The sequence below is a fragment of the Variovorax ginsengisoli genome, from assembly GCF_030811835.1.
Classification (GTDB): domain Bacteria; phylum Pseudomonadota; class Gammaproteobacteria; order Burkholderiales; family Burkholderiaceae_C; genus Variovorax; species Variovorax ginsengisoli_C.
The window spans coordinates 1-12971 of sequence record NZ_JAUSRO010000028.1; the positions used below are offsets into that span (position 1 = coordinate 1).

The window sequence follows — 12971 nt, forward strand, 5'->3', positions numbered from 1 at the left end:
ATCGACTGCATCGCCTGGTGGTCTTCCTTGCGGAAGGTCATCTTGCCTTTGGGCGTGTCGAAGCTCATGCCTTCCATGGCAGTGATGAGCTTGTTGGTGCCGGTGTCGCCGCCGGTCTTCTTCAGCGCCGTGACCACCGCCATCGCCGCCGAGAAGCCGCCCGCCGTGAAGAAGTCCGGCGGCGCTTTGAAACGCGCCATGTGATTCTCGACAAGCCAGCGATTGGCCGCATTCTTGGGAATGTCGTGGTAATAGTAGGTGGCGCCCTCCATGCCCGGGAATCGCTTGTACTGCGCCATCGCCGGCAAATAATTGCCAGTCGAGGAGATCTCGATGCCGTAGCGCTCTAGGCCGAGATCCGCAACCTTATAGGGGTTGCCTGCACCGGCCCAAAGAATGAAGAGAACCTTCCGACCTTTAAGATCTTTCATCTTGTCGATGATCCGCTGCCCTGCGGCGGTGAAGTCGCTAGTGGCAGCAGGCAGGTATTCCTCGTGCACGACCGATGCTTGCTTGACTGCGTCTTTGAATGCCTTGATGCCATCTTTGCCAAACGCATAGTCTTGCGCGAGTGTCGCGATGTAGGTGTCCTTTGCGTCGATCGCAGCCATGGCTGCAACAGCATCTTGCGTGCTGTTGCGCCCCGTGCGGAACACGTACTTGTTCCACTTTTCACCTGTGATCGAGTCAGCCACTGCCGGCTCTACGATCAGAATCTTCCTGTACTGTTCGGCGACGGGGAGCAACGCGAGTGCAACGCCAGAAGATGAAGCCCCGATAGCAATGGCTGCGTTCTCGTCGGCGAACGCTTGCTCCAAGAGGCGCTTGCCGACATCAGGCTTGCCCTGATCATCTTTCTCGATCACTCGAAGAGGCTGATCGCCCAGCTTCATGGTCCCGCCAGTCGCATACTCCAACCCCAACATCAGGCCTTCCTGAGTTTGGCGACCGTACGATTCCATCAGGCCAGTGCGGCTATACACATGGGCAATGACGATCTCTTTGGGCGTCTGTGCACTGGCATGAGCGGATGTGAAAAACAGTGCGGCGAGGCAGATCAGCCCGCTTCGGACGATTGTCATGATGTCTCCGATTTATAGATTTTGGGAACCGCATCTCCATCCGCATGAAGTGTGCCAAGGGCCGGCGCTCCTGTACGCGTCAGCTCAGTCCGCTTTCTTAAGGCCTTGAGTTGTCTACAAGTCTAGATTTTGAGATGGAAATCGATGGAATTTTCTGCCGTTCTGAAACTTAGCCGAGGCCCCGGTCGATCAGTACATGCAACCGCGGTAGAACTTCAGTGATCCCATGTTGAAGAAGCAACGGCTTGTGCCCCACATGCTGACGCTCTTTGCACAGGCTTGGCCTACGGGAGTGTCTGCCGACGAGCATTCCTGAGGACGTGTTGATCATCCTTGTGACCGAGCCGCGCTGCCCCTGGCTTCGTAGCACCTAGGATCTAGGGATTCGCTGATCAATACCCGCTGCCAAGCGTGTTGAACGACGCATGACCCGAAGTCGGCGTAAAGCCAGTCAGTTGTTCGCTGCGCAGGTAGCGCAAAAGCTTTTCCGGATGCTGTTCTTCCCACTCGTAGTGGTACAGCGGCTCGATCACGGCAATCAAGCGCGCCCACGGCACGACGCGTTCCATCTCGGCGAGAAACTTCTCGCGCCGCGTGCGCTTCTTCTGCATCGCGTACTCGGCACTGGCAAAGCTGCTTTGACTCCTGTCGTTTCTGCGGCAGTTCTCGATTCCTTCACGCATGCATGGGGCATGCCTGATGCGGCAGATTGATCAGCGGTTCCCTAAAGGACAGGCAGGATTTTCAAGCGTCGACGCTCTTCTGTCCGATCGGCCGAACGACCAGCAGCTTCGTTGCTTCGTGTCTGCCGCAGATCGGCCTGGAACAGCAGGTGCATCGGCCGGGATAGCGCCCGGCCATCGACGACGCCGCAGGCGGTACGCAAGCCTTGCGCGACAGGCATCATGGATGCGCAGATACCCGGCTTCCAGGCCGAGTTGGGCCCCGAAGAAGCCGGCCGTGCCGGCGCTTTCAGGAAGACGCGTTAAGTGAAGGCGATGCCGTCGCCAGTACCGACGACCTAACCGGCGACGGATCGCTGGAGCCGGCATTTCTCGAAGATGACGGTCCGAGCGCAGACCTTTCGCGGATCGTCTCGACCACCAACGCCCGCGAGCTGCTTGGACTAGGCCCCGGCGAGTCGGTCGCCCAGGCCGCCGCACGCAAGGCTGAGGCGGGCTGATCTATGCCTATCACAAAACTAGACTGGTTCCTAAGCAACGGGCTATCCACAAGCCAAGACGCTCGGAAACAGGCCGGTTCCGTCTATTAGGAAACAGCGCGGTGATGCGCTGGCCGCGTACTGGTGACGCCGACACGTGAGGTCAGCACCACCTTGGCACGCTCGCTCGGGCGTACGACGTGGACCGAGTTCGACCCCTTGATAGCCGTCAAGGCTGCGCGAGCGGCCGACGCCTAGCACCTGGCAAACTCTCAAGGAAAGCACATGCAACTTCTGTACGCCAGCGCCCTGGCCGTGGTGGTCTACGCACTGCAGATGGTCAAGGGCTTCGGTTGGACCTGGAACACGGGCGGATACGAATACCCGGTGTTCTGGGGCATCACCTGCCTGGCCGTCGCGATCTGGGAATTCCGGCGCGTCTATGGCGACAGCACCTTCAAGGCGCGCGCCACGATCGGCGGCCAGCCTCACAGGTCACGGTCTTGCTCATAACGTTTCTTCTTCCGCAGGTCGAGCAATTGGCCCAGCGCGCAATTTCGCGTGCCGCTTATTGTGCTGAGAGCCCGGCGCGCTTCATCATCGTCTCTGTCAGCGTCATCTCCTCGAGAAAACCAAGGGTGTAGGCCTCGGGTGGCAGGGGTGTGATCTGGCCGCCGGCGTTGACCAGGCCCGTCATGACGGAGGGCTGTTTCAAAGCGCGCTCGAAGGCGCCCTGGATGCGGGCGACGATCGCATCCGATGTGCCGGCCGGAACCGAGATGCCGCCCCATGACGTGAGCTGGACGTTCGGCATGCCCAGTTCGGCAAAGGTCGGCACCTTGGGTAGCAGCGAGTTACGCGTGCTGCCCGCGATCGCCAGCGCCTTCAGGTTGCCTGCGACGATCTGTGGATAGGCCACGCTGAGGATCGGCATGCCGAACGTGACCTGCTTGCCAAGCACTGCATTGACAAGCTCCGAGGCGCCCTTGTAGGGCACATGCGTGGCGCGCGCCTTGGTCGAACTCAGCATCAGCTCCACGCCGAGATGCGACGGCGTGCCGACGCCTCCCGACGAATAGTCGAGCTTTCCAGGCGCGGCCCTCGCATGGGCCAGCAGTTCGTCGAGACTGTCGATGCCCGACGAGGCATTGACGATCAGCGCGACGTCGGAAGACGTCGTACGCATGATGTGGCGGAAATCCTTCATGGCGTCGTAGCCGGGCACCTTGTACATCCGCATGTTGGCCGCCATCGGCGAGGAGGAATACACCCAGGTGTAACCGTCGGGCGGCGCCTTGGCAGCGAGCCGGGCGCCGATGTTGCCCCCAGCACCGGCGCGGTTTTCAATGATCACGGGCTGACCGAGGAGCGTTGCAACGCCCTCCGCCAGCACACGGGCGGTGTTGTCGGGCGCCGTGCCGGCCAGATAAGGAACGATCCACTTGATCGGGCGGTCCGGCCAGTTGTCGGCAGCGAAAGAAGTCAGCGGCAGCAGTGCGCAGCCCGCCATACTTCCTAGCAGTTGGCGTCGATGGAGTTGGGTCATTGCTTGTCTCTTTTTTGTTGACAGGATTTGCCGCCGAGGTGCTGCTTCAGTGCAGGTCGCCCAGCAGTTCTCGTGCAATGGTGTTGCGCTGGATCTCGCTCGTTCCGGTGACGACGCGGTACATGCGCAGCATGCGAAACAGGAACTCCACGCGGCGGCCCTGGACGATGCCCTCGCCGCCGTGGATCTGGACTGCTCGATCGGCGATCTGGAAGGCCCGCTCCGAGCAGAACAGTTTCGTCATCGAGGCTTCCGCGCGTGCCTCGCTGCCGGCATCGATCTGCCGTGCCGTGGCCATCATCAATCCGCGCGCGGCCGCGAGGTCGGTCGCCATGTCGGCCAGCATGTGCTGGATCGCCTGGAACTGCCCGATGGCACGTCCGAACTGATGTCGCTGGAGCGCGTAGTCGCGCGCGTCGCGCAACGCCACGGTGGCGAGGCCGACCATGGCCGGGCAGTGCAACAGTCGGTTGACCGTGATGCGCCCGAGCGCCAGCGCCAACCCGCGGCCGGGCTCGCCGATCAGGTTGGCCGCAGACACGCGGCAGCCGTCGAGCACGATGTCGCCGGTGCTACTCTGCCCGGCCATGGTCCTGTAGCCCGACTCCACCCGCACGCCCGGGCTTTTCAGGTCGACGAAGAATGCCGAGATCTCGCGCACTTGCGGATTTTCGGATGTCGACGCCATCAGCACAGCGAAGTCGGCGAAGGGCGAGCCAGAGATGAAGCGCTTGCGCCCGGTGATGACGTAGTCGCCGTCCTCGCGCACGGCACGCGTCTGGAGCGCGCCGGCATCCGAGCCAGCGTCTGCCTCGGTCATCGCGAAGCAGATGGCCTTCTCGGCGTGTGCTACCGGTAGGATGAAACGCTCCATCTGGTAGGGCGTCGCCTTGCGAGCCAACGCACCCACGCGCGGCGGTCCGCTGAGTTCGCCCAGCACGTGCGGTGCCAACGGAGAACCACTTGCGTAGATCGATTCCTTCACCAGCACGTGGTCGAGCAGCGAGAGCCCAAGGCCACCCATCTCCACCGGCAGAGTCATGCCGTAGAAGCCTAGCGCATGGGACCGCTGCCAGACGCGCAGCAGCGTGGTACGGTCCACGCTGCGTTCGTGGTCGATGTGCGCTTCACGCACGGTTTCGGCCAGTTCTCCATGCAGGAAATCGTCGAGCCGGGCGATCAGGTCAGCGGCCTGACGCGACCCTTCGAAGGGCCGGCCGAACAGCGCGGTAGGACGGTGCATTTGAGTTTCGCTCATGGGGCTTCCTTCAATTGACCATGCGTTCATGGCCGCTCCAATAGGGGGTCTGGATCACCTTGCGCGCCACCTTGCCGTTGGCGTTCTTCGGCAGGGCAGCGACAAACTCGATGTGCCGCGGACGCTTGAAGCCGCCGAGACGCGTGGTGCAGAACGCATCGATGGCGCGGCTGTCGGCCGCTGCGCCCGGCTTGAGCACCACATGCGCCGCCACCGCCTCACCCCACTTGTCGTCGGGGATCGCGAAGACGCAGGCGTCGGCAATGTCGTCGTGCTGGTAGAGCACGGCCTCGACTTCCGACGGGTAGACGTTGAAGCCGCCGCTGATCACCATGTCCTTCTTGCGGTCGACGATGTAGACATAGCCTTCGTCATCCACGCGGGCCAGGTCGCCGGTGTGGTAACGGCCGTTCTTCAGCACTTCTGCCGTGAGTTCTGGCGCGCGCCAGTAACCGGAGAAGACGTCCGGGCCGCGCACCACGATTTCGCCAATCTCGCCGGTGCCGACCGGTTGGCCGGTGTCATCGACGACCTGGACATCCGATTCCAGGTATGGCCGCCCGCAGGACGCGAGCCGCTCCGGCCGGGCGGCGCGGGCGAAGAGATGGTCTTCCACCGTGAGTCCGCACACGCCGGACGTCGTCTCGCCGGCACCGTAACCCTGCGACAGCACGGGGCCGAACACATCCATCGCGCGCAGAATGCGCGCTGGCGCCATCGGCGCGGCACCGTAGCCCAGGCGCTCGAGATGCGGCAGGGGGCGGTAGCGGCCTTCCAGTTCTGCCAGCAGCATGCCGATCATGGTCGGCACCATGAAGGTGTGCGTGACGCGCTCGGCTTTCATGTCGGCCAGGAAACGGCCCGGTTCGAAGCTGGAGAACAGGCGGATCGTCACGCCGCTGCACAGCGCCGGCACCAGCTGCATGCCCGAGGCGTGCGTGACCGGCCCGACCAGCCCCAGGATGTCGCCGGTCTGCATGTGCTCGGGGCGGCTGAGGAACTTGCGCATCTGCGCAAGACGATTGCCGAAGGTCTGCATCGCGGCCTTCAGCACGCCCGACGAGCCGGAGGTGTAGTGCAGCACGGCGACTTCGTCGGCGTCGACCGCCGCACAGGTGAACGCGTCGCTCGACCGCGCAAGGGCGCGTTCGTAGCCGTCGTCGGCATCGTCCGCCGCGCCGACCAGCAGCAGGTGCGGCATCGGTCCCTTCAGGTGTGGGCGACAGGCCTCGGCGCGCTCGGCCGTCGTCACGATCAACATCGCCTCGCTGTTGGCCACCGTGTCGCCGACTTCGGTGGGCGACAGCCTCGCGTTGTACGGTGCCTTGATCAGCGCCGCCTTGTAGCAGGCCAGTTCGACCTCGACGATCTCGACGCAGTTGGGCAGGTAGATGCCCACGCGGTCGCCGCGCCGCAGCCCCACGCCCAGCAGCGCATTGGCCAGGCGGTTGGAGCGTCTCTCAAGTTCGGCGTAGGTGACGCTGCGTTCGGGGGTGTAAACGGCCGTTCGGTGGGCAAAGGCGCGCGCGCAGCGTGAGACGAGTTCGCCGACATTGGCGACTCGCACGGAAGATGCTTTCATGTTGTCTCCTGATGACCAGTCGGCGCTGTGCTCGCTGGCCGGCCCACTGTCCCAGAAGACGGCACATGTCGGAAATACCGATTGCTGATCCTGGGCCATCAACGGAAGTGATGGCTCTTTCGAGCGAAGGGATTGAGTCGCGGTGCGTTCAGCCGGAAGCACCCGGCATTTTTGCCGCCCAGAGGCCTCCGCCGATGAGCTCGGCCACGGTCTGCCGCAGTGTGTCGATCACCACCTGTGTCGCAGCGTCGGGTGGCCGGCCGACCGGCACGGTAAGTTGGTAGTTGCGCTGCAGCAGCGGCTTGACGACGCGTGCTACCACCCAGCCGGGACCCGGCAGGTGCGGCTGGTCCGACAGCGTGCACGCCGGCGTGAAGGTGAAGCCCGCACCGCACATGTACAGCGAGCGGATGACCCGAGCCGAGTCATGCTCGTGCACCACGTTCAGCGTCAGGTGGTGTTCGGCCGCGGCCTCTTCGACGGTTTGACGGATCGAGAAGCGCCGCGGTTGCAGCACCAGTGGCAGCGCCGCCGCGTGCCGGAATTCGATATCGTGCGCGGGCACGCGGCGCGCAGCGCGGGGCCGCGGCGGGCGCAGCAGCGGGGCGACTTGCCCGTCGGTGTCGCGGCCGCAGATGTAGATCGCTTCGCGCGCCAGCGGCTGGCAAAGCAGGCCTTCGACTTGCGGCGTGTTGACCAGGATGCCAATGTCGGCGCGACGGTCGAGCATCGCCTTGCGCACCATCAGGCTGAGATCGTCGATCACAAACACACGGATACGCGGATGCTCGCGCTTGAGCCGCGCCAGCGTCGGGCCCATCAGGAGCGATGCCAGCAGGAAAGGCACCGCCACCGTGACCGAGCCCTCTGGCCCTTGAGGCAACCGCTGCATGCGTTCGCGCACTGCGTCGGCGTCGGACAGAAGGCGGCGTGCATCCTCGTACAACTGCAGGCCGGCCTGCGTGGGCGATACGCCCGTGTGCGACCGTTCGAACAGTTGCGTGCCGAGTTCGCTCTCCAGCTTCTTGATCTGGGCGGTGAGTGCAGGCTGGGCCACGTAGAGCGAGCCCGCCGCGCGCGACAGGCTGCCGGCCTCGAGCACGGCGATGAAGTAGCGGAGGGTGCGCAGTTCCATGGTGAGAATGTAGGGGATGGACGCGCGTCTGCGCCCGGTCGGCTCAAACGGTCGAAGGGCATCGGAACTGCGGACCGCTATCCCAACGAATCGGGCCGGCGCTCGTAGCGCCGCTACCGTCGCGCAATCGAACGCCGCATGCGCTCTGCATAGGTCTTCAAGATCGGTACCATCGCATGGACCTCTTCGAGGGTGCGCCGGCTCCTTGGGGCCGAGATGGTCAGCGCGGCCACGACCTGGTCATCCGCGCCATGAATAGGTACGGCCGCACCGACGACACCCACTATGTATTCGGACTCGTTCGATGCATAGCCGTCGGCCCGCACCTTTCGCAATTTCTCCTTCATCGCCTTGGGCTCGGTGATGGTCTTCGGCGTCAGGGGCTCCCATGGACCGGAATCGAGAAACTTGGAAAGCTCGTCTTCTGACAGGCCTGCCAGGAAAACCTGACCGCTGGATGTGCTGTGCAGCGGCGTCTTCTGGCCCGCCTGAAATTGTAAGGTCAGCGGTGACTGGCCCATGACGCTGGCGATGTACTCGACTTCGCCACTCGACATCACCGCCAGGCCGCAGGTCTCGCCGGTCTTCTGCGCCAGCCCCGTGAGCAGGGTCTGAATCGGCGCATAGACGATGGTCGAGCCCAGAATCGATGTGGCAAGGGCGACCAGCTTCGGTGCTACAGCGTATTTGCCCTTCACGGGCATCTTCTGCAGGAAGCGAAGCTCTTCGAGGGTCGCGATCATGCGATGAGCCGTTGGCCGCGGGAGGTCGAGCATGTAGACCACGTCCGCAGCGGAAATCATCCCCATTTTTGACGCCAGCGTCAGGACCGCAAACAGTCGCTCTACCGGTGTGCCTGGGCCCAGGGCCTCAGGCTTCTTCGCCTTGCGACTCGTCGTGGCCTTGGACATGGAAACTCCTTCGTTAGCGTCGACCTGGTACAGCATATTTTTGCTTGAGAACGGCGACGACTTGCGACGTCGCTGAGCAAATGACCATGTAGAGCACAGCGACAGCGAGGTACATCTCGACCAGGCGCCCGTCGCGTTGCGCAATTTTCGAGGCTGCGCCGAGCAGGTCCGTGATGGACAGAACGTAGACGAGCGAGGTGTCCTGGAAGAGGATGATGGTCTGGGTCAGCAGGATGGGGCTCACCACGCGCAGCACCTGCGGCAGGATGATGTTTCCGTAGGTTTGGACCGTCGTCATCCCGAGGGCTTTGCATGCGGCGAATTGCCCCTTCGCGATGGATTTGAAGCCCGCACGGATGATTTCCGCATAGTACGCAGCTTCGAAGAGCGTGAAGGTGACGAACGCCGTCCAGACGGGGCCGATCTGGACGGGGCGCGGCGCTCCCGTGAGCCACATGAGAATGAGCGGCATCAGGAAGAAAAACCAGAACAGCACCATGATGAGTGGCACCGAGCGAATCAGCGTGATGTAGCCAGTCGCCAGTGGCGCGGCTATTGGCACCTGGAGGTGACGGACCAGCGCCAAGCCGATGCCCAGAATCAGGCCGCCGACGAAACCGACCGCGGTCAATTCAAGCGAGAAGATGAGGCCTTTGGCCAAGAACGGCCACACGTCCGCAATAACGGAGAAGTCGAAGTGATTCATGACCGGGCCTCACTCGCCTTCTTTCCGGAAGCTGCGCGTCGGCGCTCCTTGGCAGGCTCCTGCCCGGGCGTCTTGAAACGCACCTCAAGCCCATGCATCACTGCATAAACGATGAGCGCAAGAGCCAGGTACAGAATCGTTGCTGCACCGAACGCCTCGAAGGTCTTGAAGGTGAACTCATTGATTTGCCGGGCTTGCGCCGTCAGCTCGAGCAGACCGATGGTCAGCGCGACGGATGTGTTCTTGAAGATGCCCATGACCTCGCTGGTCAGCGTAGGCATGATGATTCGCAGCGCCTGCGGAAGAAGAATGAGCCGATAGGCCCTGAACTCGGTCATGCCAAGCGCCTTCGCGGCGGACCGCTGCCCATAGGGCAGGGCCTCGATGCCTGCCCTGACCTGCTCTGCGACACGCGCCGCCGTGTAAAGCGACAGGCCGATAAGCGCGGGCAAAAACGTGCCCCAGGGCGGTGGAATCTTTTTCACCCACGTACCCATTTCGGCGGGTAGCACCTCCGGCAGGACGAAATACCAGAGGAACATCTGCACGATGATGGGGATGTTGCGGAAGACCTCCACGTAGAGACGACTGGCCACCGCCACCGCCTTGTTCGTCGACGTCCTGCTGCAGCCGACCAGCACGCCCAGCACGAACGCCAGACACCAGCCGGTGAGCGCCAGCGCGACGGTCCAACCGAGCCCGGACAGCAGCCAATCGATGTAGAGCTCTTCTCCATCCTGGACGTTCTCAAACAGCACACTGAACACTTTGCTCTCCGGTACGGGACTGCTGACCTATTTATTCAATCTTGTCGCTGGGGGACTTGATGCGCTCTTTGAGCTTGTCGGTCATTGCGAAGTTGAGGTTCATGCCCTTCGGAGGAATCGGAGACTCGAACCACTTCTTGTAGAGCTTGTCGAATTCGCCGCTCTTCATCATCCCCGTGATGACGCCATCGACCAGCGCTTTGAACTCAGCGTCGTCCTTCTTGAGCATCAGGCCGTAGTAGATGTTGTCAAAGCCGCCAGGCATCAACGTGAACGAGCCGCCGTTGCGCGAGTTCGCCTTCTCGCCGGCCAGGAGGATGTCATCCTCAAGCCAGGCGACAGCGCGGCCACCGTCCAGCGTGAGCATCGACTCACCGTGGTCCTTGGCCTGGATGGTCACCATGTCGAGCTTCCCTTCATCGTTGAATTTGCGCGCAAAGCCAACGGCGTTCGAGCCCTGCGTCACGACAACGGTCTTGCCCTTGAGGTCGGCTGGCTTCTTGACGTTGGCGTCGTTGCGAACCAGCCAGAGCGGCTGGCTCACGAACGTCGCCACCGTGAAGTTGACCTGCTTCTGGCGCGCCGCGTTGTTGGCGGTCCCGCCGCATTCCACATCCACCGTGCCGTTGACCACGAGTGGGATGCGGTTCGACGAATTGACGGCGACTTCCTTGACCTCGAGCTTGGGCAGGCTCAACTGCTGCTTGACCTTCTCGGCGATGGCCTGGCAGATGTCCATGGAAAGGCCCACGGGCTTCTGTTGTGAGTCCAGGAAGGAGAACGGGACCGAAGATTCTCGATAACCCAGGGTGATGGTCCCCGTCTCCTTGATTTTCTTCAGCGTGTCGCCCGTTGGCTGGGCGAAGGACGGGGCGCTCAGCAGGAAGCTGCTGGCGGCTGCGATGACGAGCAACGAAAGGCGTTTCATGATGGAACTCCGGTCAGAGGTTGAGAAGCAAGAAAGAACTGGTTACCCGTCGCTGTGGTCAGTCGATTTGTTCGACGGCCTGCGAGCGCGAGGTCTGCTTGTGGCGCTCCTTGATGAGCGATGCCAGGCGGTCGACGTCCTCCAGCGAGTTGAAGAGCCCGAAGGAAATGCGGATTCCGCCGCGCTCCGGCGATGCCCGCACCTGGTTCTGCGTGAAGTACTCCATCCACTCAGCGACCGGGAGGTCGAGAACGTAGATGTGGACGCGTTCGGTCCGGGAACGCGGGCCGACCAGCTTGACGCCTAGTTCGTCCAGATGCGAGATGAGCCGGTCGCCCAGAGCCAGGACGTGCTGCTCGATGTTGGCAGTGCCCGCCTTGTTGATGAGTTCAATGGCAGCGGAAAGCGCGTGCAGGTCAGGCAGGTTGTAGTTGCCCATCTCGAACCGCCCGGCGTCCTTGCGAGGCGCCATGTCGTCCGGTCGGGCGATGTAGTCGTCCGGCGGGTTCGCGAGGCTGGACATGGCGATGTATGCAGGCTTCAGTTCGTCGAGGCCGTCCTTGACGTACAGGATGCCGAGGCCTTGTGGGGTCAACAACCCTTTGTGCACACCAGCCGCGAGGACCGACACGCCAAGCTGTTTGACGTCCAACGGCAGCACGCCGATGGATTGCATGACGTCGACGACCAGGTAGACGCCTTTGCTTGCACAGAGCTTTCCGATATCCGCGACGTCGTGTCGTTGCCCGGCATGGAAGGTCACGTGCGACAGCGAGATGACCTTGGTCCTGGCGTCGATGTGAGGGGCGAAGGTCGCCGCGTTGGCGACTTCGGTGTCGCCGAGCTTCACGAAGCGGACTTCAACGCCCTTGCTGCGCAGGTTGAGCCATGCGTAGGCGTTGTTCGGGTGGTCGCCCTCGATCATCAGCACGTTGTCGCCGGCAATGAGCGGCATGGCATTCGCCGCGATGTTCAGGCCCTCGCTGGTGTTCTTGGTGAACGCGATCTCGCCGGGCGATGCGTTGAGAAATTGGGCGACGTTCTCACGGGCGGTCTCGACGCGACGGACCCAGACGGGCTTCGGGCCGGCCGACTCGTTGCCCTCGACGAGAAACTCGGCCAGCGCGGCGCGTACGGGGGTGGCCATCGGCGTCTGGTGCGCCGAGTCGAGGTAGAGCATGCGCTTGGTGACTGGGAACTCGCTGCGCAGCGATGCAAGGTCGAAGATGTCGGTCATGGTGTTCTCGGTGAATTTCTCGATGCCCCGCAAAGGGGCGCCTTGTGCACTCAAACCGCATGTCATCCGTATGACGGGTTTCGATGCGATGAAGTCATCCTAGGCAGCACCCGAGTCACCACGTCTCGAACTTTGAGCGCGTCAGCACTGCGGCTTACCTAGGTAAATCGTTATTTAGACCCCTCAAAAACCGTCGCCTCCGCCGTCCGAATATTGAGACAAAAATTCAGCATCCGCCGCACCAGAAGACATAAATCCATCACTTTTTCTGTCTGAAATGCCCTGCGCAGACATGCTTGAGGTCCCACATATCAGCTAGGACTGGATTCGTTGATCCGCACACGACCGCACCAAAGAAGTGCATTCTCGCTTGCGCCTCACGGTCGCCCGAATTTCTTCCCAATCGAATTTCGGACCGCCACGATGCGAGAAAAACTCTTATTCATCAAGAACTTAGGGACCAGCCTCGCCTCGTCGCGATGAGCAACGCTCTCACAGTTCGAACACGCTGGCGAACGCCGGCGCCGGAAAATTCGCTCCCTTCTGAACAAAGGGTGCTCCTATGAAAACCAAAGCCGCCGTCGCCTGGCAAGCAGGCCAACCACTGACCATCGAAACCGTCGACCTCGAGGGGCCGAAGTTCGGCGAGGTGCTCGT

Annotated in this window: 14 protein-coding genes; 3 read left to right on the top strand and 11 right to left on the bottom strand. The window is 62.4% G+C overall.

Going from position 1 to position 12971, the window contains the following annotated elements; all coding sequences use genetic code 11:
• Positions 1-1082 (bottom strand): substrate-binding domain-containing protein (locus tag J2W36_RS26240; protein ID WP_307692737.1); only part of this gene is annotated, 1082 nt, incomplete at its 3' end.
• Between the two features lie 392 nt (positions 1083-1474).
• A complete protein-coding gene (locus tag J2W36_RS26245; protein ID WP_307692748.1) occupies positions 1475-1765 on the bottom strand; it encodes a hypothetical protein in 291 nt (96 codons plus the stop codon).
• A gap of 222 nt (positions 1766-1987) precedes the next feature.
• Here J2W36_RS26245 and J2W36_RS26640 point away from each other — a divergent pair, with 222 nt between their 5' ends.
• The 3 genes from J2W36_RS26640 to J2W36_RS26250 all read left to right on the top strand — a co-directional run bounded on the left by J2W36_RS26640 (position 1988) and on the right by J2W36_RS26250 (position 2757).
• On the top strand, positions 1988-2071 hold the full coding sequence (locus J2W36_RS26640) for a hypothetical protein (RefSeq protein ID WP_503169907.1): 84 nt from the start codon (positions 1988-1990) through the stop codon (positions 2069-2071).
• Between the two features lie 101 nt (positions 2072-2172).
• Positions 2173-2265, top strand: a complete 93-nt coding sequence (locus J2W36_RS26645) for a hypothetical protein (protein ID WP_503169908.1) — start codon at positions 2173-2175, stop codon at positions 2263-2265.
• Positions 2266-2529: 264 nt separating this feature from the next.
• Positions 2530-2757 carry a hypothetical protein gene (locus J2W36_RS26250; protein ID WP_307692738.1) on the top strand — a complete coding sequence of 76 codons (228 nt, stop codon included), beginning with the start codon at positions 2530-2532 and terminating at the stop codon, positions 2755-2757.
• A 55-nt stretch (positions 2758-2812) separates the two neighbouring features.
• Here the strand turns inward: J2W36_RS26250 and J2W36_RS26255 are convergent, their stop codons facing one another.
• The 9 genes from J2W36_RS26255 to J2W36_RS26295 form a co-directional block, all read right to left on the bottom strand.
• Complete coding sequence (locus J2W36_RS26255; RefSeq protein WP_307692739.1) at positions 2813-3790, bottom strand: Bug family tripartite tricarboxylate transporter substrate binding protein; 978 nt, start codon at positions 3788-3790, stop codon at positions 2813-2815.
• 46 nt (positions 3791-3836) lie between these two features.
• Entirely contained in the window at positions 3837-5048 is a 1212-nt protein-coding gene (locus J2W36_RS26260; RefSeq protein WP_307692740.1) for an acyl-CoA dehydrogenase family protein, read from the bottom strand.
• A gap of 10 nt (positions 5049-5058) precedes the next feature.
• Positions 5059-6630, bottom strand: coding sequence for an AMP-binding protein (locus J2W36_RS26265; protein ID WP_307692741.1), 1572 nt, complete (start codon positions 6628-6630; stop codon positions 5059-5061).
• A gap of 148 nt (positions 6631-6778) precedes the next feature.
• Positions 6779-7765, bottom strand: coding sequence for a LysR family transcriptional regulator (locus J2W36_RS26270; protein WP_307692742.1), 987 nt, complete (start codon positions 7763-7765; stop codon positions 6779-6781).
• A gap of 113 nt (positions 7766-7878) precedes the next feature.
• Complete coding sequence (locus tag J2W36_RS26275) at positions 7879-8676, bottom strand: IclR family transcriptional regulator (protein ID WP_307692743.1); 798 nt, start codon at positions 8674-8676, stop codon at positions 7879-7881.
• Between the two features lie 13 nt (positions 8677-8689).
• Positions 8690-9382, bottom strand: coding sequence for an amino acid ABC transporter permease (locus J2W36_RS26280; RefSeq protein ID WP_307692744.1), 693 nt, complete (start codon positions 9380-9382; stop codon positions 8690-8692).
• Positions 9379-10149, bottom strand: a complete 771-nt coding sequence (locus tag J2W36_RS26285; RefSeq protein ID WP_307692745.1) for an amino acid ABC transporter permease — start codon at positions 10147-10149, stop codon at positions 9379-9381. Before J2W36_RS26285 ends, J2W36_RS26280 begins: the two co-directional genes overlap by 4 nt.
• 31 nt (positions 10150-10180) lie before the next feature.
• Positions 10181-11077, bottom strand: a complete 897-nt coding sequence (locus J2W36_RS26290) for a transporter substrate-binding domain-containing protein (protein ID WP_307692746.1) — start codon at positions 11075-11077, stop codon at positions 10181-10183.
• Positions 11078-11135: 58 nt separating this feature from the next.
• On the bottom strand, positions 11136-12314 hold the full coding sequence (locus J2W36_RS26295) for an aminotransferase class V-fold PLP-dependent enzyme (RefSeq protein ID WP_307692747.1): 1179 nt from the start codon (positions 12312-12314) through the stop codon (positions 11136-11138).
• Positions 12315-12971 lie beyond the last annotated feature (657 nt).